The following is a 23766-nucleotide window of genomic DNA, read 5'->3' as shown; positions in this document are numbered from 1 at the left end:
GCTGGGAAAGTTTCATGGCACCGCGGCATTATGAGCCGATACGGATTTTCCGACACGGACATCGATCGCCTTTTGTAAAGTCCGGCGCGATGCGAGATCAAAGCTTGATCACATACTCCTTGCGCGTCGTTTCAAGCACTTCCCAGCTTCCTCTAAAGCCCGGCCTGAGCACGAAACTGTCGCCTGCCCTGACGGTGCGCGCGTCGCCGCCGTCTTCGGCGATCACCGAAACCCCTGACAGGATGTGGCAGAACTCCCACTCATCATATTCGATGCGCCATTTGCCTGGCGTTGCTTCCCAGACGCCGGCATAGAGGCCGCCGTGCTGTTCCTCGACATTCCAGGTGCGGAATTTCGGATCGCCCGAAATCAGGCGATCCGGCGCTGGTGCGCCAAGTTCCGGTTCGACGGCGTCGACGCCGACGGAAAGAAATTTCGGCGTGGCCATGGCGATCAAACCTTGGCGAGAGCCTGTTCCAGATCGGCGACGATGTCGTTGACGTCCTCGATGCCGACCGAAAGCCTGACCGTGTCAGGCCCTGCCCCGGCGTTGATCTTCTGCTCGTCGGAAAGCTGGCGATGCGTGGTCGATGCCGGGTGGATGACCAGCGACTTGGTGTCGCCGACATTGGCCAGATGCGAGAACAGTTCGAGCGCCTCGACGAACTTGATGCCCGCCGCATAGCCGCCCTTCAGCCCGAATGTGAACACCGCGCCGGCGCCAAGCGGCGAGTACTTCTTCTGCAACGCGTTGTTCTTGTCGCTGGGCAGGCCGGGATAGGAAACCCAGGCGACCTTGGGATGGTTGGAAAGCCATCCGGCGACCGCCGCCGCATTGTCGCAGTGGCGCTGCATCCTGAGCGGCAAGGTTTCCAGACCGGTCAGGATAAGGAATGCGTTGAACGGCGAAATCGCCGCGCCGATGTCGCGCAGGCCGAGCACGCGAGCAGCGATGGCGAAGGCGAAATTGCCGAAGGTCTCATGCAGGACCAGGCCGCCATATTCGGGGCGCGGCTCCGACAGCATCGGATACTTGCCCGACTTCGACCAATCGAACGTGCCGCCGTCGACAATGGCGCCGCCGATCGAATTGCCGTGACCGCCGATGAACTTGGTCAGCGAATGCACGACGATGTCGGCGCCATGCTCGATCGGCCGCAGCAGATAGGGCGAGGCCAGCGTGTTGTCGACGATCAGCGGCAGGCCGTGCTTGCGGGCGATGTCGCCGATCTTCTCGATATCGACGAAGACGCCGCCGGGATTGGCCAGGCTCTCGATGAAGATTGCCTTGGTCCTGTCGTCGATCTGGCTCTCGAAGGTCGAGATGTCATTGGTGTCGGCCCAGCGCACCTGCCAACCGAAATTCTTGAAGGCGTGGCCGAATTGGTTGATCGAGCCGCCGTAAAGCTTTGTCGCTGAAACGAAATTGTCGCCGGGCTGCATTAGATTGTGGAAGACCAGCACCTGCGCGGCATGGCCGGAGGCGACCGCAAGGCCTGCCGTGCCGCCTTCGAGTGCCGCGATGCGCTCTTCCAGCACCGCCTGCGTCGGGTTCATGATGCGGGTATAGATGTTGCCGAACGCCTTCAGCCCGAACAGCGAGGCGGCATGGTCGGCATCGTCGAAGACGAAGGAGGTGGTCTGGTAGATCGGCGTCGCGCGTGCGCCCGTCGCCGGATCCGGCTTGGCGCCGGCATGGACGGCGAGCGTATTGAAACCGGGCGTGCGGGCCATCGAAAAACCTCCCTCAATGGTGAATGGTGAATGGTGAATGGTGAATGGCAAAGTCGGCCAGCCCCACCCTGATTGCAAGCGGCTCATATGCCGCCTTGCCGGCCTTCCAGAAAAATCTTTCTATTCACCATTCTCTATTCACTACCTACTTCTGGCGAACGCCGAAACTCTGGAATCCCGGGCGCATCAGCGGCTTCTTCGAGGACAAGACGCCGGAATTGACGCCGGTCCAGCCGATCTCGCCGGACAGCTTGCCATATTCGATCTTGGGGCAACGGTTCATCACCACCTTGATGCCGACAGCCTCTGCGCGCGTCGCCGCCTCGTCATGGCGTATGCCAAGCTGCATCCAGATGACTTTCGGCAGCGGATCGAGCCGCAACACCTCGTCGACAATGCCCGGCACGGCAGCGGAAGCGCGAAACACGTCGACCATGTCGATTGGCTCTGGAACATCGGCCAGCCTGGCATAGGTCATCCGCCCGAGGATTTCCTTGCCGGCCTGGCCGGGATTGATCGGGAACACCGAAAACCCTTTGCCGAGCAGATATTTGAGCACGAAATAGCTCGGCCGCACGTCATTGGCCGACGCGCCAACCATGGCGATGGTCTTCACCGAATTGAGGATGCCGGCGATATAGGCGTTGTCGTAGGCGTCGTGGTTCATGCCTCGTCATACAGCGCTTCAGAGTGAGGTGCCAACAGCCGAGCAAGTGGCTTGCAATGGGCCAGGGAGAACGTCGTCAGCCCGGCAGCGAAATCGATCCGTCTTCCGCGATCGGAAAAGCCGGATTGTGCGCGACTTCCCAGACATGCCCGTCGGCATCGGCGAAATAGCCGTACCAGCCGCCCCAGAAGGCGCGCCCGGCCGGCTTGACGATCTTGCCGCCGGCCTTCTCAGCCGCCGCAAGCACTTCGTCGACCTCGGCGTCAGAGCGGGTGTTGTAGGCGAGGTAGACGGCCGACGGCGCCTTCGAGAAGCTGACGCCCGAATCCTCTTCGGCGCTTGGGCGCGGAAACAAGCCAAGAATGGCGCCGCCCATCTGGAAGAAGGCAACGCCGTCGGTGATCCCGGCATGGCGGGTCAGGCCCATCGCCTCATAGAAGCGCGTCGCACGGTCGAGATCGTCGGTGGCGATGGTGATGATGGAGATGCGCGGTTCCATATCCGCCTCCTACTCCTCCGGCCATTCCGGCTTGCGCTTGCCGATGAAGGCGCCAATGCCCTCTTCCGCATCGCGCGCCAGCATGTTCTCGACCATGACGCGCCCGGTGTAATCATAGGCCTCGGCCAGCCCCATTTCTGCCTGTTCGTAGAAGGCTTCCTTGCCGATCTTGACGACCAGAGAGGATTTGGACGCAATGGTTTGCGCGTATTTGGTGACAATCTGATTCAGATATTCGCGCGGCACGACGCGGTTGACCAAGCCGAATTCCTTGGCGGTTGCCGCATCGATCGTCTCGCCGGTCAAAAGCATCTCCAAGGCGTGCTTGCGCGAGACGTTGCGCGACAGCGCCACCATCGGCGTCGAGCAGAACAGTCCAATATTGACGCCAGGCGTGCAGAAGGTCGCCTCGTGCGAGGCGATGGCGAGATCGCAGCTGGCAACCAGCTGCAAGCCGGCCGCCGTCGCCAGGCCGTCGACTTCGCCGATCACCGGCTTAGGATGGCGAACGATCGCCTGCATCAGCGCGGCGCAGGCGGAAAACGTCTTTTCGAAGAAGCCCCTGCCGCGATCGGCATCGGCGCGGTGCGCGCTCAACTCCTTGAGGTCGTGTCCGGCGCAGAACACTTTGCCGGCCGCCCCGAGCACGATGACGCGGACGGATTTGTCGGCCTTGGCGCGGTCGAGTTCCGCCGTCAGCGCCGCCATCACTGCAAGCGAAAGAGCATTGGCCGGCGGATTGGCGAGCGTCAGGCGCAGCACACCGTTGTCCAGCCTGGAGACGACCGGCCCTTCGGCAACGGCAGGCTTGATGGCGACGATTTCGGCCATAGGTCGTTCCTCCGCGATTCCGGATCGATGATGGACTAATCTAGTATGCCGTCTCGCTTCGTCCAACTCCCTCGTCCGCTACTGCCCTAATGAATGGCTGTTGCCAGAAACGCCACGTCGCGTTCATACAAGCAGGGCGCAAACCGGGAGACTGAAATGCCCGCCCACAGCAATCTCAAGCCGGTGCTGACGGCTGCCGAAATCAACGCGCTGATGGCGACCATTTTCCCGCAGCTCAACGACCAGTTCACCTTCTACGAGGCGTTGGAGGTGTTTCCAGGCGGCTGTGTCGTGCGGCTCAACGCCGACGAGCGCCATTTGCGTCCCGGCGGCACCGTGTCGGGTTCGGCGCTGTTCACGCTGGCCGACATAGGCGGTTATGTCTGCGTGCTCTCGCATGCCGGACCGGATGCGCTTTCGGTCACCACCAGTCTCAACATCAATTTCGTCCGCAAGGCCGAGGCCGGGCCGATCGACGGCCATTGCCGCATCCTCAAGCTCGGCAAGAGCCTGATGGTGTTCGATATCGACATCGTCGCCGGCCCGGAGGGACACACGGTAGCGCACGCAACGGGCACCTATTCGATCCCGCCAAAGCGGATTGACGGTGTGGTAAAATAATACCTTTCATCCAAGGCATTGTTTTTGCTGGATTTTGATAGCTCGCCGACATTTCACGCGCCTTGACGCAGTCGCCGTCCTCTCCTATAAGCCCTCACGGAACAGCGGCCCGCAAAGGCCGCCGTTTTGTTATTGGCGGCGGGCAAGCGCCTTTCGCCAATCCAAGCAACAAGAAACGCCTTCTTTTGAAGGTCCTAACCGAAAGCAACAATCCATGGCAACCTTTTCGCAGAAGCCTGCGGATGTGGTGAAGAAGTGGGTGCTGATCGACGCCGAGGGTCTCGTCGTCGGCCGTCTCGCCACTGTCATCGCCAATCATCTTCGCGGCAAACACAAGCCCACCTTCACCCCGCACGTCGACGACGGCGACAACGTCATCGTCATCAATGCCGACAAGGTGGTGTTCACCGGCAAGAAGTTCACCGACAAGGTCTATTACTGGCACACCGGCCACCCCGGCGGCGTCAAGGAGCGCACCGCGCGCCAGCTGCTCGAGGGTCGTTTCCCCGAGCGTGTCGTCGAGAAGGCCGTCGAACGCATGATCCCGCGTGGCCCGCTCGGCCGTCGCCAGATGAAGAACCTCCGCGTCTATGCAGGCACGGAACATCCGCATGTCGCCCAGCAGCCCGTCGTCCTCGACGTGGCCAAGCTGAACGCCAAGAACAAGAAGGTTTCGTAAGATGGCTGAGCTTTCCTCGCTCGCAGAACTCGGAGCTGCCACCGGCAATACCAACACCCAGCCGGCCGCACCCGTCCACGTCCAGAAACTCGATAAGTCGGGCCGCGCCTACGCCACCGGCAAGCGCAAGAACGCCATCGCCCGCGTCTGGGTGAAGCCCGGCTCCGGCAAGATCGTCGTCAACGACAAGGTGTTCGCCGAATATTTCGCGCGTCCGGTGCTGCAGATGATCCTCAACCAGCCGATTATCGCCGCCAATCGCGCCGGCCAGTACGACATCGTTGCCACCGTCATCGGCGGCGGCCTTTCCGGCCAGGCGGGTGCCGTGCGCCACGGCATCTCCAAGGCGCTGACCTATTACGAGCCGGCGCTGCGCGCCGTGCTCAAGAAGGGCGGCTTCCTGACCCGCGACAGCCGCGTCGTCGAGCGCAAGAAGTACGGCAAGGCGAAGGCCCGCCGCTCCTTCCAGTTCTCGAAGCGTTAAACAGAGACCTGTTTTCTATCGATTTTTTCAGAGGGGCTGCGTATTCGCAGCCCCTTTTCTTTGTCGACATAGCAATCCCGCATCTTCAGGTGACCCAACATAATATTAGTAGTATCTTAATTACAGGCGCGTTCCAGATCCCAGGCCAGCAGCCAACTCCACAGAGCGGGAGCTGTGCACGTTGCGACGCGCCGGTAACCCGACGCTCGCGAAGGAGGAGGCAATGCGCATCCATTCCAGCAGTGTGTTTCTGGCAGCTGTCGCCGCCACTTGGGCATTCGCCGCGCCTGCGGCCGACAAAAGCGACGAGCAGCTGATCGATAATGCGATTACAGCGGCACCGGCGGCTGTCGGCAAAAACGCCGCCGTCGTGAATTGGGAGATGAAAACGTTGAGGAAGGGCACCAACGGTTTCACTTGCATCCCGGACGACCCGAGCACTCCCGCCGACGACCCAATGTGCACGGATGAGAACGGGATGGCGTGGATGCACGCGATCATGTCCAAGAAGGAGCCGCCGGCAGGGAAAGTTGCTTTCGCCTACATGCTAAAAGGAGGCGATGCGGCCAGCAATACCGACCCCTTTGCAACCAAGCCGCCGGAGGGAGCCGAATGGCTGCATGATGGTCCGCACGTGATGGTCATGAACGCACCAGACATGATGGCCTTGTATCCCCACGAGCCGAACCCCACACAACCATACGTCATGTTCCCCGACACGCCCTACGCGCACCTGATGATTCCAGTCAAATAGATCAAGCAAGACCTGCCGCGAAGCGTAGTGGCGGGTCACCTGAGGGAAGGGAGCCGCGCTTATTTTCGGGCGCGGCTCTCCCGGGTGTCAGGGCTGGCCGGCGGACGCCTTGATGAAGTCAATGAACGCCCGCAACGGCGCCGGCACGAGGCGCCGTCCGGGATAGTAAAGGAACGGCCCGGAGAAGCTCTGCCACCAGGGTTCAAGCAGCGGTTCGAGCGCTCCGCTCTCGAAGTGAGGACGTAGCCAATCCTCGAACAGGCTGATGATGCCGGTGCCGGCGATGGCTGCATCGACTTTGAGGTCAGTCGCCCCGCCCAGGGTCACGAGAAGCGGCCCCGTCGGGTCGACCCGCACCACCTCGCCGTCGCGCTCGAATTCCCACGGCGGCATCGCACGGCTGGCAAAGCGGCCGCGCAGGCAGGCGTGGCCGAGCAGGTCGCGCGGGTGTTGCGGCCGGCCATGACGATCCAGGTAGGCCGGGCTGGCGGCGGTGGCGAAGCGCTGCACACGCGGTCCGATCGGCACAGCGATCATGTCCTGCTCCAGCCGCTCCTCATAGCGAATGCCGGCGTCGCACCCCGCCGCCAGCACATCGACGAAGCTCTCCTCCGAGATCACCTCCAACCGGATGCCTGGATAGGCGGCGAGAAAAGGCGGAACGATGCTGGGCAGTACCAGCCGCGCCGCGCTGACCGGCACATTGAGGCGCAACGTACCTGCCGGCCTGTCGCGAAAGCCGTTCACTACGTCGAGAGCCGACTCCACCTCGGTCAAGGCAGGACCGAGCCGCGCCAGCAGGCCTTCGCCGGCTTCCGTCAGGACAACGCTGCGGGTCGTCCGGTTGAGCAGCCTGACACCGAGCTGCGTCTCCAGGCGCCGCACCGCCTCGCTCAAGCCGGACGCACTGCCGCCGCTGGCGCGTGCCGCATCCCGAAAACCTTTGGCGCGCGCTACGGCCACGAAGGCGTTCAGGTCCCCGAGATCAATCTGCATTGTTCGTCATTCCGCACAGCCCGTGCGAATTGTAGCCAATTATCATGAGATCGGACAGCGTCTATCTGTGCACCGTTCCTGAAGGAGAAAGACCATGTCCAGCGTCAACCATTCCGGCACATTCATCCTCGGCGACCGTAAGGTGAGACGGCTCGGCTACGGCGCCATGCAGCTCGCAGGGCCAGGCGTCTTCGGCCCACCAAAGGACCACGACGCGGCATTGGCCGTACTGCGCGAAGCCGTTGCACAAGGCGTCAACCACATCGACACCAGCGACTTCTATGGCCCGCAGGTGACCAACCTGTTGATCCGCGAAGCGCTCGCACCCTATCCCGACGACCTCGTTATTGTCACCAAGATCGGTGCCCGACGCGGCACGGATGGCTCGTGGCTGCCGGCTTTCTCGGCAGAAGAGCTGACACAGGCGGTGCACGACAATCTGCACAATCTCGGACTCGACGTGCTGGAGGTGGTCAACCTTCGGGTCATGTTCGACGCGCATGGCCCCGCCGAAGGGTCGATCGAGGCGCCGCTTGCGACGCTTGCCGAGCTCCAGCGACAGGGCCTCGTGCGCCACATCGGGCTGAGCAACGTCACCGCCGCACAGATCGCCGAAGGCCGCCGGATTTGCAGGATCGTCTGCGTGCAGAACCAGTACAATCTGGCGCATCGGGGCGATGATGCCTTGATCGACGATCTGGCCCGCGACCGCACCGCCTATGTGCCGTTCTTCCCGCTTGGCGGCTTCAACCCGTTGCAGTCGTCGACCTTGTCCAAGGTCGCGGCACGCCTCGGCGCCACGCCCATGCAGGTCGCGCTCGCCTGGCTGCTTCGCCGCGCGCCCAACATTCTTCTGATTCCCGGCACGTCTTCCGTCGCGCATCTGCGGGAGAACCTCGCCGCTGCCGACCTCGAACTGTCGGACGATGTCATCAAGGAGCTGGATGGTGTGGCAATGGCGGCCTGCGGGTAGATTGCCGAAGGCAGTGATGAGCCAATCTCCCCCAAGTGGGTTCCCTTGCGGGGGAGATTGCCGGCAGGACAGCGAAGGCGCGACCTTGCAGGCGGAACCGCCGAGGCGCTGAAGGATCGTCGCATTTTTCTGCTACTACGCCACATTTTGTTCTTGCTTTGTGCCGGCAGCTATGCTACTAATCTGGGTATGGTGCTAATTGGCTCCAGCGACCCGCCCACGGAGGCGGGTTTTCTGTTTCTGGGTTCCTTCGAAAGTTTGGCGCTGCCGGCCTGGGGTCGGCGGGACAGCGCCCTTCTGCCCTGCCGGGCATCGTCACCACAAGAGGGAGATCCAATTCTCGCCGCGCCGGTCTAGTTGATGCTGGCCGTGTTGGCCGGCTCGGCCGGGCGCTTCTCACCGGCATAGGGCACGCGAAAACCGTTCGCCGCCAGCCAACTGATGGCGGCCTTCGGTTCGTCGGTCTGGATGATGGTGGCGCCGCGCTCGACCCAGAAGCCATAAGTCTCGCGCGGCAGGCTGGCCGCAACCGCCAGCTCGTCGCCGCGACCGCCGGCGAGGAAGCCTCCCGGCTTGTTGACGATGGCATAGGTGTCGGCCCAGATGTGCCAGTCGCCCCTCACCGCCAGCGCGCGCATGCGCGGGCTGAACAGCGGGCCGCCGGTCTCGGTCAGTGTCTCTGATCCCATGCGCCAGTTGATCATCTCGACCGCGCGCATCGGGAAGGCCCGGCCCACTTTCTCGGCAAACATGGCGTCGCGAACCGCGTCATCGGCGATAATCGGCATGAACTGGAAGCCGCTGCCGATCGCGTCCATGGCGGCCTTGACACTGGCAATCCGCTCCACATTCCACAGGTTCTCCTTGACGATCACCTGTTCGGCCATGCCGAGGTCGCGCGCAACCGCGACCATGCCGACGAGGCTTTCGGTGTCGAGCTTGTTGTCGAGATTGATGAGGATCCTGTCCCTGGTCGTCATCAACATCTCGCGCAACGTCGAGACCGTCTCGCCCGTAACGGCGCCGGTGCCTTCGATCACCAAACGGCACGTCTTGAGTTCGGCCATCGTGCGGTTGACCACCTCACCCTTGCAATTCGTCGTGCGGTCGAGCCAACTGTCATGCATGACGACGAACTGTCCGTCCTTCGAGCGCCTTATATCGACCTCGACGATTTCGGCGCCCATTGCGATCGACGCCTCGGCGGCGGCGATCGAATTTTCGGGATAGAGCGTCTTGCCGGATTGCATGCCGCCGGCGCGGTGCGCGGCCACTATCACATGGTCGCGCCATTGGTTGGCGTGCTCGAAGCGGTCGAGAATCTGCCTGGCGCGCGTTTCGCCTGCCGATGCCTGGCCAAGGGAGAGCGCCAGCGCCGCGGAAAATAGAAGGCTCAGCCAAATCGTTCGCATGAGACAGGTCATTCGCACGAGAATCGCTCCGTACCGGGATCGCACCCCGGTTAAGCGATGCCCGTGACAGGCAGGTGAACGAAGCCGGCTTGCAAAATGCCGGAAAATCAGGTCAGCGCCGGCCGAAGCAGTCTTCGGCGGCTACTTTCGGTTGCTTGCCAGGCAATCTCATGGCGAGCCATGCCGGGTTCGCCTGGCGAGCAAGGATTTGTGACCGGATCGAATGGCCATGATCCTCCGCAGGGGTCGCAATTCTGAGAATTATGTCCAATAAGGTTGCGCGTCGACGCACAGGAGATCGCTTCATGCCGCCAAGGACCATCGATCATGCCTTCACCACCCGCTCCAGGACGGGTGCGTCGTTCGAGCCGACCTATGCCGGCGCCCTGTCGTTCATGCGGCGCAAATATTCGAAGGACGTGAAGGACGCCGATGCGGTGGTGTGGGGCATTCCCTTCGACGCTGCGGTCACCAATCGGCCGGGCGCCCGTTTCGGGCCGCAGGCAATCCGCCGCGCCTCGGCCATCCTCGACAACGACCCGCAATATCCGTTTTCGCGCGATCTGTTCGAACAGCTTGCCGTGGTCGATTATGGCGACTGCCTGCTCGACAGCGGCAATCACCAGAAGACGCCTGCCACGATCGAACGCGAAGCGGCGAAGATCCTGAAATCCGGCGCCTTTCTGCTGTCACTCGGTGGCGATCACTTCGTCACCTGGCCGTTGCTCAAGGCGCATGCCGCCATCCATGGCCCGCTGGCTCTGGTGCAGTTCGACGCACACCAGGACACCTGGCCCGACGACGGCAAGCGCATCGATCACGGCTCCTTCGTCGGCCGTGCAGTCAAGGAGGGCATCATCGACCCCGACCGGTCGATCCAGATCGGCATCCGCACCCACGCGCCCGACACGTTCGGCATCAAGATCCTGTATGGCCATGAAGTGGAGGAAATGCGTGCGTCGGACATCGCCTATGCCATCGTCGACCGTACGGGCGGCAAGAAGACCTACGTCACTTTCGATATCGATTGCCTGGACCCGGCTTTTGCGCCCGGCACCGGAACGCCGGTCGCGGGAGGCCCGTCTTCGGCAAAGATCCTGTCGGTGCTGCGCCAGATCAATCAGCTCGATATCGTCGGCGCCGACGTCGTCGAGGTTGCGCCAGCCTATGATCACGCCGATATAACGGCAATTGCCGGGTCGATGGTGGCCATGCACTATCTCGGGCTGTTGGCGGAACGAAAGGCCCGACTCGAAGAAATGAACCAGGGCAATCATGGCGTTGCCGGATTGAACCAGGCAAGCGGCATATAGCTTTGAGATAACAGGAATTTTGGCAAGCAATGAAACCGAAAATCTTCATCGACGGCGAGCACGGCACCACCGGTCTGCAGATAAGGGCGCTGCTTGCCGAGCGTGGCGACCTGGAAATCATCTCCATCCCGACCGAGCGCCGCAAGGAAACGGCAGCGCGCGCCGAGTTCCTCAATGCCGCCGATGTCGCGATTCTCTGCCTACCGGACGCGGCCGCCAAGGAAAGCGTTTCGCTGATCGCCAATGACACCACCAAAGTGATCGACGCCTCGACGGCGCATCGTGTCGCCGATGGGTGGGAATATGGTTTCGCCGAAATGGACAAGGACCAGGCGAAGAAGATCGCTTCGGCGAAGCGCGTCGCCAATCCGGGCTGCTGGCCGCAAGGACCAATCGCGACGCTGCGGCCGCTGGTTGCGGCGGGGCTGCTGCCGGCCGATTTTCCGGTCACCGTCAACGGCATTTCCGGCTATTCCGGCGGCGGCCGGCCGATGATCGAGGATTATGTCGGCAAGGGCGAGGATGCGCCGGAATTCCTGCCCTACGGGCTGACGCTGCAGCACAAGCACGTGCCTGAGCTTAGGACCTATGCTAAGCTTTCGCACGATCCAATCATGCAGCCGGCGGTCGGCAATTTCGCGCAAGGCATGATCACGGTGGTGCCGCTGCAACTCGGCGGCCTCGACCATGTGCCGACCGGCGCCGAGCTTCACGCGGCGATCGCCGATCATTTCGCTTCCATCGATGGCGGCGTGGTCGAGGTGGCGCCGTATCTGCATCAGGAACGCATGCCTGACATCGATCCGGAGATCTATAATGGCACCAACCGGATGAAGCTCTACGTCTTCGCCAATGACGATCGAGCGCAGGCGCTGCTGCTTGCGGTCTATGACAATCTCGGCAAGGGCGCCTCGGGCGCCGCCGTGCAGAACATGGATCTGATGCTCGGCCTCTAAATGGATGTGCCGGCATTTCCAAAGCGCTGGAAGGTCGGCGCGCCCGAACTCATCGCCGAAACGTTCAGCAGCCGCATCTGGAAGGTCGCGCGCGAGGACGGCTCGCCGGCAATCGTCAAGGATCTAAAGCCTTTCGACGATGTCGAGGACGAGTTGCGTGACGAGCATTTCCTCGCCTGGCGACGCGGCGAAGGCGCGGTGCGGCTGCTGGGCCGCGATGGCCACCGCATGCTGCTCGAGTATGCCGGCGAAACCTCGCTGTCATAGATGATTGCGGATCAGGGCGACAATGCCGCCACCGCGATCGCGGCGGAGGTAATGGCCAAGCTGTTCTCGCCGTCGAAGCACCCTGCTCCACCGGACCTTCAGCCGTTGCGGACCCGGTTTTCCAGCCTGTTCAAAAAGGCGAAGGCCGATCGCGCCGCCGGCGAAAAGAGCCTGTATGTCGAAGCTGCCGAAATCGCGGAACGGCTGTTGTCCAATCCGCACGACGTACGGCCGCTGCATGGCGACCTGCATCACGACAACATCATGCACGGTCCGCGCGGCTGGCTGGCGATCGATCCAAGGGCGTTCTCGGCGACCCCGGCTTCGATGCCGCCAATGTGTTCTACAACCCACTCGACCGAGACGATCTTTGCCTCGATCCGCGGCGGATCGCGCATATGGCGCATGTCTTTGCAGCAACGCTCGGCCAGTCGCCGCCCGCGATACTGGACCACGCCATCGCCTATGGCTGCCTGTCGGCTGCATGGCACCATGAAGATCGCAATGCGGTCGACGAAAACCGCGAACTGGCGATTGCCGCGGCAATCCGGCGGGTGCGGCTCAGCCTCTGAGAGCGATCTCGTGGGGCAGCGGGTAAGCGCCCTTGGTACCGCGCCAATGCGCGGCGGCGAAGCCCAGCAGAAACAGCGCGAATGCCTGATGCGTCAGGGCCATGTGCAGAGGCACCTGCATCAATAGCGTGCCGATGCCGATCGACGCCTGCACCACGACAATCAGGAACAGCAGCGTCGCGCGTCGGGCATGCGTCGTGCCCGGCAGGCGCTGGCGTGTCGCAATCATGTGCCAGAGCGCGACCGCGAAGATCGTGTAGGCGCCGACCCGGTGGACGAATTGCACCGTCTTCGGGTTTTCGAAGAAATTGCGCCATGCCGGCTCCAGCAGCAGCAGGTCGCCGGGAACCAGCTTGCCGTCCATCAGCGGCCAGGTGTTGTAGCTCAAGCCGGCGTCTAGCCCTGCGACCAGCCCGCCGAGATAGATCTGGACCAGCGCCAGCAGCACCAGGAAGCCGGCCAGACGTTGCGTCGAGCGGTCGGCAGCAGGTTCCGAGTGCGGCGCCAGCCCACGCGCGACCACCATGGTCGCCGTGAAGATCAGCGCCGCCAGCGTCAGATGCGTCGCCAGCCGGTATTGGCTGACCGAAACCCGGTCAACCAACCCGGACGCCACCATCCACCAGCCTATCGCGCCCTGCAGGGCGCCGAGAAGGAGGATGCCCGACAACTTCGTGCCGAGGCCCCGCTCGATGCGGCGCGTCGCCCAGAAGAGCAGCAGCGGCAGGGCGAAGACCACGCCGACACTACGCGCCAGGATGCGGTGCACCCATTCCCACCAGAAGATCGACTTGAACGCCTCGATGCTCATGCCGTTGTTGAGTTCGGCATATTGCGGGGTCTGCTGGTAGCGCAGGAACTCCTCCTGCCACTCGGCATCATTGAGCGGCGGGATGACGCCGTGTATCGGCTGCCATTCGGTGATCGACAGGCCGGAATTGGTGAGCCTTGTAGCGCCGCCGACCAGTACCAGCGCAAACAGCACCAGGAGCACGACATAGAGCCAACCGCGTACCAGCGCGCGGTTGCGAAGGTCGCGATCGCGGGCGGCGAAAGGCGCGGCATCGGATATGGCAGCAGCCATGGATTTGTCCCGGCGGTTGAAGTCGCGGATTGGTGAACCATCGCAACCCGGCTTGCAAGACCGGACAGCGCGGCACGCCGTCGCGCCGTTTCTGGCGGGTTGCGCGTATTGGCTGTTCGGCCTAAGCGATAGCGATCAACGAGATCGCGCCATGCCCATTCGCCTGAAAAAGCTGATCGGAAGCTTCCTGCTGGTAGTGCTGGTCATAGTCTATGCGCTGGTCGCCTCGATTGTGGCGGTCGCCCAATTGTCGCAGTCCGGGCCGCTGGCGCACTTCATCTTCTTCCTGCTCAGCGGGCTTTTGTGGGTGCTGCCGGCGATGGGCATCATCAAATGGCTGATCCTGGAGCCGCGGCCGAAGGGGCGAGGCAACAGTTAGATCGTCACCACCGTCTTGCCGGCATTGGCCAGCGGCGTCGTCACGCCCGACAACATTGTTCGGATGTGGGCGACGCTCTGGTAGCGGCCATTGACCGAAATGCGCGGCAGGGCGTGCAGGAAGCCGGCATGCTCGGCGCGGAGTATGCCGTGGCGGGTCGTCACCGCCGAGGCGTAGCCGGCATCGCGAACTAGGCCTACTTCGCGGCGGCCGACGGCACTGGCATAACCGTAGGGATAGGCGAAATGGCGCGGCTCCTCGCCGAGTTTGGCCTGCAATATGCGCTTGACATCGCCGATCTCATGTCGCGCATCGCTCTCGGAAAGCCGCTTCAGATTGCAGTGATTGACGCTATGTGCGCCGATCGTCACCAGCGGGTGCCCGGCCATGGTGCGGATCTCGTCCCAGTTCATCAGCGTGCTCGGGCGCGGACCACCCAACTCGATGCCGTTCGAGCGCGCCAGATCCCGCAACACCGCACGCTGGTCCTGCTCGCGCACCTTCAGCGTCAGATGAGCGTGCAGGCGCGCATTGGCCTGGACCTTTTTTCCCGGACTCGAGCAGTCGATTGTCACCGGGCCATCCGGCGTCGTCAGCGTCAGGCGATCGCGCGCATTGACGATGTCCTCGACCACGTCCCACCACAAATCGGCAGCGCCGTCGATCAGCCCCGGCGCGACGTAGATGGTGATCGGCGCGCCGTGCTTCTCCAGCACCGGCAGCGCCTCGGTCATGTTGTCTCGATAGGCGTCGTCGGCGGTGATCGTCGCAAACTGGCCGTCCTTGTCGCTGGCCTTGATGCGCTCGATCGCCTCGTCAAGCGTGACGAAACTGTAGCCGTTCGCCTTCATGTCGGCGATCACGATATCGAGAAACCCGGGCGCGATGTTCAAGTGGCGGTTGACGCCGTTCGGCTTTTCCGGTGTCGCGGTAACCCGATGCAGCATCAGGATGGCGCCAAGGCCGCCGATAAACGGCTTGGCCAGCGGCGCGAGACCGGAATAGCGGGCGAGATTGAGCGCCAGTTTGCGGATTGCCTCGCCCCCGTCGATCATTCATTCACCTTTTGCGCCTAAGCTCATCAAGCATGGAATGCGCCTGCGCGGGACCCCCAATCGCGACGAATACGCCCTAAGGATTGAGGTATGGTTGACGCCACCGCGTCATTTGACGGCAATCGGCTGGCAAGCAGCGAGGCGTCGCCGTGTGCCTTGCCGGCCGGCAAAGCCGGCCTGTCAACCTCGGTCGCCGATAGTGCGGCGTTGGCGGCGTACGCAGAATTCTGCCATTCGGCGCTTTTTGCCCCTGCGCAAAGCGCCGGCTGGATCCTGAACTGGGCCGCACATACCGGCGCCGACGTTGTCGTTGCGACGCTGCGCGCCGAGGACAGGCCGGTTTTCTCACTGGCGCTGGAGGTCACTCGCAGTGGAGCGTTCCGCGTCGCCCGGTTCATGGGCGGCCGCCATGCAAACGGCAATTTTGCCGCCGCCGACTCGCAATGGCTGGCGAATGCCGATAGCGTGGCGATCCGTTCTATGCTGGCTGCGATTGCCAAGGCGCGGCGCGACATCGATCTTGTTGCGCTGGAGCGGCTGCTGCCCGATCTCGACGGCGTTGCCAACCCGCTCTCCGCCTTGCCGCATTTTTCGAGCCCCAATCTGTCGCTGGCCGCCGGTCTTGTGGGAGGATTTGACGCACTGCTCACCCGCGTGAGCGGCAAGCGCAGGCGCAAGAAGCATCGCTCGCAGGCGCGCAAGTTCGAGGCCGTTGGCAGCTATCGTCGCATCGAGGCGAGAACTTCGGACGAGGTGCACACGCTGCTCGATGCCTTTTTCGAGATGAAGGAATTCCGCTTCCGCAAGATGGGCATCGCCAATGTTTTCGGTGAGGCGGAGGTGCGCGCTTTTTTCCGCTCGCTGTTTGCCGACGCGCTTCAAGAGGAAGATCCGTCCTTCGTCCTGCATGGGCTGGAAGTCGCCGGCAAACTTCGTGCAGTCACCGGGTCGAGCCGCTCGGGCAAGCGGCTGATCTGCGAATTCGGGGCGATTGCCGAGGACGACCTCGCACATACCAGCCCGGGCGACTTCCTGTTCTTCGAGAACATCCAGGAAGCCTGCGAGGCGGGTTTCGAAATCTATGATTTCTCGGTCGGCGACGAACCCTACAAGCGATTGTGGTGCGATGTCGAAACGCAGCATTTCGAGGTGCTGGTTCCGCTGACGCCGAAAGGTCGTGCGCTGGCGCTTGCGCTCAGGCAGGGCGCAAGCCTGAAGGCATTCATCAAGCACAGCCCAATGGTCTGGAAGCTGACCAAGCTGCTGCGCCGCAAAGCCGTGGGGCGGACAGCACCGGCCGCAGGCGAAGACGACAGCTGATTTCGATTTGAGAGAAAACTGCCTCAGGCGGCCGAGCGCCGTCCCGGCATTGGGCCCGGCGCCACATGGCCGATGGGCGTGACCAGCGTCAGGTCGGGATAGCCACTCTCGATGAGCGCGACCGCGGCCTGCGTCACCTCGTCGTCCGGTTCAAGCATGGAGAGCAAGACCTCGGTCCCCTCGCCCACCAGGCGGCTGATGCCTTGCGCGTCAGCCGGTCCGCATTCGACCACGACCAAATCATAGGCGGTGGTCAGCGACTGCATGATGATCGGCAGCCGGTCGGCGGCGCGCATGGCGCGGACCGGATCGGCTGTGCCGACGGGAATAACGTGGCAGTCCGAATAGAGATCGGGGTGGATCACATCGCTGAACTGCGCTTGCGAGGCGAGCAGATCGGTGATGCCCGGAAACAGCCCGCTGTCCAGCATCGGCCGCGAGGCAGCACCCGAAGCGGTGAGATCAAGCAGCAGCACGCGTAGCCCGGCGTCGGAGACTGCGCGCGCCACCAGCACTGCCGAGGCAGCCGCCTCGTCGCCTTCCGGCGAGACGAATATGGCGCGGGCGGCACCGGTGGCGATCAGTTTTTCCGCGGCCTTGTCGATGTCGACCTCGCCGAGGATAGAACGTGCCGGTTCAATGTCTCCAGCGGCCATTTCAGAGTACTCCGGTTCGATTTTCTCGGCAGCCGCTTCCGCCACCGCGACGGGTTCCGGCTCCACTTTGCTTTCAATGATATTGTCGTCGTCGGCCTCATCGATCTCAACGACTGCCGGTTCGGACCGGCCAACCGATGGGTCGGGCTCGGCCATCACGCGTTCGGCCTGGACAGCCGGCATCGCAACCTGCTCGATGCGCTCGAAATGGGCACCGGCGGCCGGACGCATGGCGCGGCCGGAAAACAGTTCCTGCAGCAGCGTGACGATCGCCATGATGAGCAACGAGCCGACAAAGGCCGCACTGACAATCGGACCAATCTTGGGGAAATAAGGTTCGGCCGGCACCTGGGCCTCCGAAAATACGCGAGCGTCGACGGGCAGATAGTTGCGATCCTTGCGTGCGGCCGCCTGGAGATAGCTGGATGAATAGAGATCGAGCTGCTGACGCTTGGTCGCGGCATCACGCTGCAGCGCATCGAGTTCCACCTGCTCTTCGCCGGCGCGGGCGGACGCCGCCTTCAGCGTGTTGACGTCTGCCACGAGTTGAGCCTCTCGCGCCTTCGCCGTCTCGGCCTGCGCCATCAGGCCTTTCATGATCTTTTCCGCTTCGTTGCGGATCTGGCGGTCGAGATCCGCGAGCTGCGACTTCAGCGCGCGGATGCGCGGATGGTTGTCGAGCAAAGTGGTGGAAAGGTCGGCGATGTTGTTCTTGAGTTCGACTTGCCGCTCGCGCAGGCGCTGGATCAGTTCGGAAGACAACACCTCCGGAACGGCATCCAGCGAGCCGCCATTGCGCAACGCCCTGCGCACGCTGTCAGCGGTCGCTTCCGCCGAAGCGCGATTGGCGCGCACGCGTGACAGTTCGCTCGACAATTCGGACAGCTGCTGGGTGGCAAGCACCGAATTGTTGCCGCCCATCAAAAGATCGGACTGCGCACGGAATGCGGCAACCTTGGCTTCCGCCTCCTTTACCCGGTTCTGCAGATCCGCGATTTCCGGCGCCAGAAAGTCGGTGGCGGCGGAATTCGATTCGAGCTTGGCATTGCCCTTGGAGGCGATATAGGCGTTTGCAATGGCGTTCGGGATCGCGGCGGCAAGCTTTGGATCCTCTGACGAGAACTCGATTGCGATCGCGCGGGTTTTTTCAACGCCATAGACGTTGAGCTTCTCATGCATTGCGTCCAGCACGCGCTCTTCCAGCGGAATCTCGAACGGATCGCTTTTCAAGCCAACAAGGACAAGGGCGCGGCTCAGCGCCGACATCTTCAGCGCCTCGTCGAATTCGGGCAATTTCTGCAGGTCGAGCTTCGCCGCCACCTGCTTGAGGATGTCGGGGGACGAGATGATCTGGACCTCGGTGGCCACAGCTTCTTCGTCGGGAATCGACCGCTCGTTGCCGTTGGCCCCGGCTGGCCGCGTGAACTCCGATTCTCGAGGCCCGATCTCCAGCTTGGCTGCCGCCTTGTATTCGGGCGTTGCAAGCCAGGCGAGCGCAAAGGCCAGGCCGGTTACAACCAATGCGACGAGAAGGATGCGCAGCCAGTTTCGCGCCAGGCTGGCGAAAAGCTGCCTGAGATCGACGTCGACATCTGCGGCCGCGGATTGAACGGACATGCATCCCTGCTCCGGTACTGAGTCAGCATGCACCGTAAACAACTATGGTAACTCAGCCGTTAATATCGCGGTAAGAACCTGTCAGGCTCTATTAACAAGCCGCAAACAAGAGGCTGAAAACCATCTGCATTCGTCGATCCGGCCCGCATCGGCCGCGCGCCTTTACCGGCCATTAACCCTAACAGGATGATAACCGAGCTCGATCGTTAAGGTTTGCCGCAGAGTCGCCGGCTATTCAAAGGTACGTGTCCGCTCATGAAAAGCACTGCTCCCCTTTTCCGCGCGCTGCTTGCCGTATCGATGCTTTCGGGCTGCTCCAGCTACCGGCCGACGCCGGCCGCATTCCATGAAGTTCTCGACCAGCCCTATCGCCTCGGCGCTGGCGACCGCGTCCGCGTAACCGTGTTCGAGCAGGAAGGACTGACCAATACCTACAGCGTCGACCAGTCCGGCTATCTCTCGCTGCCGCTCGTCGGCAACGTGCCGGCGCGCGGCCACACCGCCCAACAGCTTGAAAGCGAGATCGCCGAGAAACTGCGCCAGGGTTATTTGCGGGATCCCGATGTTTCGGTAGAAATCGATCGCTACCGGCCGATCTTCGTCATGGGTGAAGTGGGTGCGGCGGGGCAGTATTCCTACGTTCCAGGCCTGACCGTGCAGAAAGCCGTCGCCATCGCCGGCGGGTTCACGCCACGCGCCAACCAGGAAAGCGTCGACATTACCCGCGACATCAACGGCAAGGTGATAACCGGACGCGTGGTGACCTCCGACCCGCTGCTGCCCGGCGATACAGTCTATGTTCGCGAACGCCTGTTTTGATGTGCTGACAAAGTGGCGGACACACTCAGGATCGTCCACTGCTTTCGCTCACCGGTCGGAGGCATCTTCCGGCATGTGCGCGACCTGACCGAGGCTCAGGTCGCCGCCGGCCATGCCGTCGGCATCGTCTGCGATTCGACGACGGGCGGCGATTTCGAGGAACGGCTGTTCGAACAGATGAAAGGCAGCCTGGCACTCGGCATTCACCGCACCCCGATGCAGCGGCATGTCGGGCCAGGCGATCTCGCCTCGGCCCGGCGCACCTACAGGATCATAAAAGAATTGCGGCCGGACGTGCTGCACGGGCATGGCGCCAAAGGTGGCGCCTATGCCCGTCTGTTCGGCTCATTGTTGCGGGTATCCAGGTCGCGCGTAGCCCGCCTTTATTCGCCGCATGGCGGCTCGCTTCACTATGACGAGACCACCGCCATGGGGAAGTTGTTCTTCGCGCTCGAGCGCTTCATGGCTCGCTTCACCGATTGCCTGCTGTTTGTTTCCGATTATGAGCGGCGGACTTATCGCAGGAAGGTCGGCGAGCCACCCATTCCGAACGCTCTCGTCCACAACGGCCTGCGCGCCGCCGAGTTCGAGCCGGTGCGGACCGAGCACAATGCGGTTGACCTCCTCTATATCGGCATGATGCGAGACCTCAAAGGCCCGGACATCTTCATCGATGCGCTGGGGCTAGCCGCGACACGGCTCGGCCGCCCATTGAAAGCGCTGATGGTCGGCGACGGCGACGACCTGCCGCGCTATCGCGCCCAGGTAGATCAGCTCGGCCTCGAGGTCAGCTTCCTGGCGCCGATGCCGGCCAGGCTCGCCTTCAGGCTGGCCGAACTGGTCGTCGTTCCCTCGCGCGCGGAAGCCATGCCCTATATAGTTCTGGAAGCGCTCGCCGCCGGCAAGCCGATCATCGCGACGGCGGTCGGCGGCATACCGGAAATCTTCGACACCGGCTCGCCTGTCCTGATCCGGCCCGACCCGCGCGAACTTGGCGACAAGATAAGCGCCGCATTGGCCGATCTCGACACCTACAAAGGCCTGATGCCCGGCCTCGCCGACCTCAAGGCACGCTTCGGCGCCGATGTAATGGCCGCCGAAATCGAAAAGGCCTATTTCGCCGCGCTCAAAAAATAGAGCAACGGGTTTCCACCGGGCTGCTCCTGGTGAAAGCGTCTCCAAAGCCATCCGTTGTTTCAAGGGTTTCTTAGCTCTCTTTTGCTATTCACCTGAGGGAAACCTGCGGACGCCCCATGAACGAAATCGACCCAGCGCGCCGTTTTTCGCTAGACGCGGTGCGCAAATTCGACGCCCCTGCCGAGAACAATACGGCCGGCGGCATGAACGATGTTGCCCGCCAGGTCGCCTCGCAATACCGGCGCGATACGATGTCGCCGATCATGGTGAGCGGCGTCCTGCGCATGGTGGAATTCGCGCTGCTGTTGGTGTCAGGTCTTGCCGTCTATTTCTATTATGTCGGCTTTTTCAACTATCTTGCCTGGCAATACTCACTGACGATCGCCGCCACTTCGTTCCTCGCGGTCGTTCTGTTCGACGTCACCGACCGCTACCAGATCGTCGCGCTGATGCGGCCGATCGCCAATTTCGGCCGTCTCCTGCTGGTCTGGGCCGGAACATTCGCCTTGATGGCGCTCACCGCCTTCACCATGAAAATGTCGGAAGACTATTCGCGCCTGCTCTTCGGCACGTGGTTCGTCGTCGGTTTCGTGCTGATCCTGGGTCTCCGCCTGGTGATGTCGAAGCTGATCCGGCGCTGGGCGCGCGACGGGCGGATGGAGCGCCGCGCCGTCATCGTGGGCGGCGGCAAGGCGGCGGAGGTATTGATCCGCTCGGTCGAAAGGCAGCCCTACAACGACATCCGCATCTGCGGCATCTTCGACGACCGTGGCGACAAGCGGTCACCGCCGGTTGTCGCCGGCTATCCCAAGCTCGGTACAATTTCCGAACTCATCGAATTTGCCCGCATCGCGCGCATCGACATGCTGATCGTATCGCTGCCGCTGACCGCCGAATCGCGCGTGCTGCAGTTATTGAAGAAGCTGTGGGTGCTGCCGGTCGACATCCGGCTATCGGCGCATTCGAACGCGCTGCAGTTCAGGCCGCGCGCCTATTCCTACATCGGCTCGGTGCCGATGCTCGATATTTTCGACAAGCCGATCAACGACTGGGATTCGGTCGCCAAGCGCGCCTTCGACATTGTCTTTTCGATCATCGGCATCATCGTGTTCTCGCCGGTGATGCTGGCGACCGCAATCGCGATCAAACTCGACAGCAAGGGGCCGGTGCTGTTCCATCAGAAGCGGCACGGCTTCAACAACGAGATCATCGACGTCTACAAGTTCCGTTCGATGTATACCGACAAGGCGGACCCGACGGCCAAACAGACCGTGACCAAGAACGATCCGCGCGTCACCCGCGTCGGCCGCTTCATCCGCAAGACCTCGATCGACGAACTGCCGCAGTTTTTCAATTCGCTGTTCGGTTCGCTGTCGCTGGTCGGGCCGCGCCCGCACGCCATTGCCGCGCAGTCGCACAACCTCCTCTACAATGAAGTGGTCGACGGCTATTTCGCTCGCCACAAGGTCAAACCCGGTGTGACCGGCTGGGCGCAGATCAATGGCTGGCGCGGCGAGATGGACACCAACGAGAAGATTCGCATGCGGACGGAATACGACCTCTATTATATCGAGAACTGGTCGCTCTTGTTCGACCTCAAAATCCTGTTCCTGACGCCGATCCGACTGCTCAATACGGAAAACGCGTATTGAGCGCGACGGCCTATGAATTGCCCGCGACGGCGGTCAACGCCAAGCTGATTGCATTGGTTGCTTCGGGGGCGGTTTTCCTCGGTGTTTTCCTGTCGGGCTTCGTCATCGATGAACCGGCGCCATACGACCTCTATATGGTCGGGCTGATCGTGGTGTGGCCCTTGTTCGGCCTGCGCATACAACGCGCGGCGGTGCCGCTGCTGGTGCTGCTGGTGATCATGAACATCGGCGGCATGATCTCGATGACGCAGATGTCGGACCTCGCCGGCACGCCGCTCTATCTCGCCGTCTCGCTGTTCCTGGCCTTAACCGCGGTTTTTTTCGCTTCGGTAACGGCGGTCCGGCCCAGTCTCTACCGGGTGATCTTCGTCGCCTATGTGGTGTCGACGGTGCTGACTTCGCTGGTCGGCATAGCCGGCTATTTCCATGCCTTTCCAGGAGCCGAGATCTTCACCAAATACGACCGTGCCGCCGGCGCCTTCCAGGACCCGAACGTGTTCGGTCCGTTCCTGGTGCTGCCCGGCATCTACCTGCTCTACCTGCTGCTTACCGGCTCGGTCGCACGCATGCCGCTATTGGCGGTGCCGTTGCTGATCATCACCGCCGGCATCTTCTTTTCCTTTTCGCGCGGCGCCTGGGGCATGTTCGCCGTTTCGGCGATCCTTTTGACCGGTGCCTTGTTCCTGCAGAGCGCCAGCGGCAAGTTCAGGCTGCGCGTCGTCGTCATGACCATCGCCGCCGTCGGACTGCTGGTCATCGCAATGATCGTCATCCTGCAACTGCCAGGCGTCGCCGAGATGTTCTCGAACCGCGCACAGCTCGAACAAAGCTACGACACCGCCCGGCTCGGCCGCTTCGCCCGCTATACGATCGGCTTTCAGATGGCACTGGAGCATCCGTTCGGCATCGGCCCGCTCGTCTTCGGCAAGATGTTCGGCGAGGACACGCACGACATCTGGCTGAAGATGCTGATGGATTACGGCTGGCTCGGCTTCGTGTCGTTCCTGACGCTGACGTGCTGGACGATCGCCGCCGGCTTCCGCATTCTGCTGCGCGACCGGCCGTGGCAGCCTTATCTTCTATGCGCCTACGTCGCCTTCATCGGCAATATCGGGCTCGGCACCTTCATCGACATCGACCACTGGCGCCATGTCTACCTGCTGCTTGGCTTGATCTGGGGTGCCATCGCGCTCGAATACCGCCACCAGTGGCAGCTGCGGGCGGCGCAGCGACCGGCAATCCCCGTCGCGGTTGCTTCAGGCAGGACAGCAACCGAATTCGGTTGACCG

23 protein-coding genes and 1 pseudogene are annotated in these 23766 nt (G+C 62.5%); 14 read left to right on the top strand and 10 right to left on the bottom strand.

Going from position 1 to position 23766, the window contains the following annotated elements; genetic code table 11:
* Positions 1–97 precede the first annotated feature (97 nt).
* The 5 genes from NKH93_RS11665 to NKH93_RS11645 form a co-directional block, all read right to left on the bottom strand.
* The gene (locus NKH93_RS11665; protein WP_352471974.1) at positions 98–448 is read right to left on the bottom strand and encodes a cupin domain-containing protein; all 351 of its coding nucleotides are present in this window, start codon (positions 446–448) and stop codon (positions 98–100) included.
* A 5-nt stretch (positions 449–453) separates the two neighbouring features.
* Complete coding sequence (locus tag NKH93_RS11660) at positions 454–1734, bottom strand: O-acetylhomoserine aminocarboxypropyltransferase (RefSeq protein WP_023674650.1); 1281 nt, start codon at positions 1732–1734, stop codon at positions 454–456.
* Between the two features lie 145 nt (positions 1735–1879).
* Positions 1880–2401, bottom strand: a complete 522-nt coding sequence (locus tag NKH93_RS11655) for a CoA-binding protein (protein WP_352471975.1) — start codon at positions 2399–2401, stop codon at positions 1880–1882.
* A 76-nt stretch (positions 2402–2477) separates the two neighbouring features.
* Positions 2478–2900, bottom strand: a complete 423-nt coding sequence (locus tag NKH93_RS11650; protein ID WP_352449340.1) for a VOC family protein — start codon at positions 2898–2900, stop codon at positions 2478–2480.
* Positions 2901–2909: 9 nt separating this feature from the next.
* Positions 2910–3731, bottom strand: coding sequence for an enoyl-CoA hydratase (locus tag NKH93_RS11645; RefSeq protein ID WP_352970397.1), 822 nt, complete (start codon positions 3729–3731; stop codon positions 2910–2912).
* A 156-nt stretch (positions 3732–3887) separates the two neighbouring features.
* Between NKH93_RS11645 and NKH93_RS11640 the strand changes: the two genes are divergently transcribed.
* From NKH93_RS11640 to NKH93_RS11625, 4 genes are all read left to right on the top strand, one after another.
* Entirely contained in the window at positions 3888–4352 is a 465-nt protein-coding gene (locus NKH93_RS11640) for a PaaI family thioesterase (RefSeq protein WP_352471978.1), read from the top strand.
* A gap of 214 nt (positions 4353–4566) precedes the next feature.
* On the top strand, positions 4567–5031 hold the full coding sequence (gene rplM, locus NKH93_RS11635; RefSeq protein ID WP_023674645.1) for a 50S ribosomal protein L13: 465 nt from the start codon (positions 4567–4569) through the stop codon (positions 5029–5031).
* Between the two features lies 1 nt (position 5032).
* Entirely contained in the window at positions 5033–5515 is a 483-nt protein-coding gene (gene rpsI / locus NKH93_RS11630; RefSeq protein WP_023674644.1) for a 30S ribosomal protein S9, read from the top strand.
* Between the two features lie 223 nt (positions 5516–5738).
* On the top strand, positions 5739–6269 hold the full coding sequence (locus NKH93_RS11625; protein ID WP_352766872.1) for a hypothetical protein: 531 nt from the start codon (positions 5739–5741) through the stop codon (positions 6267–6269).
* A gap of 87 nt (positions 6270–6356) precedes the next feature.
* Here the strand turns inward: NKH93_RS11625 and NKH93_RS11620 are convergent, their stop codons facing one another.
* Positions 6357–7265 (bottom strand): LysR family transcriptional regulator, encoded by a 909-nt coding sequence (locus NKH93_RS11620; protein WP_352614137.1) that lies wholly within the window; start codon positions 7263–7265, stop codon positions 6357–6359.
* Positions 7266–7359: 94 nt separating this feature from the next.
* Between NKH93_RS11620 and NKH93_RS11615 the strand changes: the two genes are divergently transcribed.
* Positions 7360–8238 (top strand): aldo/keto reductase family oxidoreductase, encoded by an 879-nt coding sequence (locus NKH93_RS11615; protein ID WP_352820071.1) that lies wholly within the window; start codon positions 7360–7362, stop codon positions 8236–8238.
* Positions 8239–8591: 353 nt separating this feature from the next.
* Here NKH93_RS11615 and NKH93_RS11610 read toward each other — a convergent pair whose 3' ends face one another.
* Positions 8592–9650, bottom strand: coding sequence for a glycerophosphodiester phosphodiesterase family protein (locus NKH93_RS11610; protein WP_352820070.1), 1059 nt, complete (start codon positions 9648–9650; stop codon positions 8592–8594).
* Positions 9651–9955: 305 nt separating this feature from the next.
* On the opposite strand from NKH93_RS11610, the gene speB reads away from it, so the two are divergent.
* From speB to NKH93_RS11595, 3 genes and pseudogenes are all read left to right on the top strand, one after another.
* A complete protein-coding gene (gene speB, locus NKH93_RS11605) occupies positions 9956–10963 on the top strand; it encodes an agmatinase (RefSeq protein ID WP_352449331.1) in 1008 nt (335 codons plus the stop codon).
* 29 nt (positions 10964–10992) lie between these two features.
* Positions 10993–11919, top strand: a complete 927-nt coding sequence (gene argC / locus NKH93_RS11600; protein WP_352449330.1) for an N-acetyl-gamma-glutamyl-phosphate reductase — start codon at positions 10993–10995, stop codon at positions 11917–11919.
* Positions 11920–12758 (top strand): annotated as a pseudogene (locus tag NKH93_RS11595) (aminoglycoside phosphotransferase family protein).
* Here NKH93_RS11595 and NKH93_RS11590 read toward each other — a convergent pair.
* Entirely contained in the window at positions 12748–13842 is a 1095-nt protein-coding gene (locus NKH93_RS11590; protein ID WP_352745893.1) for a COX15/CtaA family protein, read from the bottom strand. The pseudogene NKH93_RS11595 and the gene NKH93_RS11590 overlap by 11 nt on opposite strands.
* Before the next feature lie 151 nt (positions 13843–13993).
* Here NKH93_RS11590 and NKH93_RS11585 point away from each other — a divergent pair, with 151 nt between their 5' ends.
* Positions 13994–14221, top strand: a complete 228-nt coding sequence (locus NKH93_RS11585; protein ID WP_023674629.1) for a DUF2842 domain-containing protein — start codon at positions 13994–13996, stop codon at positions 14219–14221.
* Here NKH93_RS11585 and NKH93_RS11580 read toward each other — a convergent pair.
* Complete coding sequence (locus NKH93_RS11580; RefSeq protein WP_352501533.1) at positions 14218–15276, bottom strand: polysaccharide deacetylase family protein; 1059 nt, start codon at positions 15274–15276, stop codon at positions 14218–14220. The genes NKH93_RS11585 and NKH93_RS11580 overlap by 4 nt on opposite strands.
* Before the next feature lie 90 nt (positions 15277–15366).
* On the opposite strand from NKH93_RS11580, the gene NKH93_RS11575 reads away from it, so the two are divergent.
* Positions 15367–16596, top strand: coding sequence for a GNAT family N-acetyltransferase (locus NKH93_RS11575; protein ID WP_352970394.1), 1230 nt, complete (start codon positions 15367–15369; stop codon positions 16594–16596).
* A gap of 23 nt (positions 16597–16619) precedes the next feature.
* Here the strand turns inward: NKH93_RS11575 and NKH93_RS11570 are convergent, their stop codons facing one another.
* Positions 16620–18869 carry a GumC family protein gene (locus NKH93_RS11570; RefSeq protein WP_352918838.1) on the bottom strand — a complete coding sequence of 750 codons (2250 nt, stop codon included), beginning with the start codon at positions 18867–18869 and terminating at the stop codon, positions 16620–16622.
* Between the two features lie 255 nt (positions 18870–19124).
* Between NKH93_RS11570 and NKH93_RS11565 the strand changes: the two genes are divergently transcribed.
* The 4 genes from NKH93_RS11565 (at position 19125) to NKH93_RS11550 (ending at position 23763) form a co-directional block, all read left to right on the top strand.
* Positions 19125–19688, top strand: a complete 564-nt coding sequence (locus tag NKH93_RS11565) for a polysaccharide biosynthesis/export family protein (protein WP_023674625.1) — start codon at positions 19125–19127, stop codon at positions 19686–19688.
* 12 nt (positions 19689–19700) lie between these two features.
* The gene (locus NKH93_RS11560; RefSeq protein WP_352501530.1) at positions 19701–20825 is read left to right on the top strand and encodes a glycosyltransferase family 4 protein; all 1125 of its coding nucleotides are present in this window, start codon (positions 19701–19703) and stop codon (positions 20823–20825) included.
* Between the two features lie 116 nt (positions 20826–20941).
* Positions 20942–22477 carry an undecaprenyl-phosphate glucose phosphotransferase gene (locus NKH93_RS11555; protein WP_352449322.1) on the top strand — a complete coding sequence of 512 codons (1536 nt, stop codon included), beginning with the start codon at positions 20942–20944 and terminating at the stop codon, positions 22475–22477.
* Positions 22474–23763 carry an O-antigen ligase family protein gene (locus NKH93_RS11550; protein WP_352970389.1) on the top strand — a complete coding sequence of 430 codons (1290 nt, stop codon included), beginning with the start codon at positions 22474–22476 and terminating at the stop codon, positions 23761–23763. Before NKH93_RS11555 ends, NKH93_RS11550 begins: the two co-directional genes overlap by 4 nt.
* The last annotated feature ends 3 nt before the right edge of the window (positions 23764–23766 follow it).

The sequence above is a fragment of the Mesorhizobium sp. M0954 genome (assembly GCF_040319155.1).
Taxonomy (GTDB): domain Bacteria; phylum Pseudomonadota; class Alphaproteobacteria; order Rhizobiales; family Rhizobiaceae; genus Mesorhizobium.
This window is presented reverse-complemented; position numbering and strand designations above follow the sequence as displayed.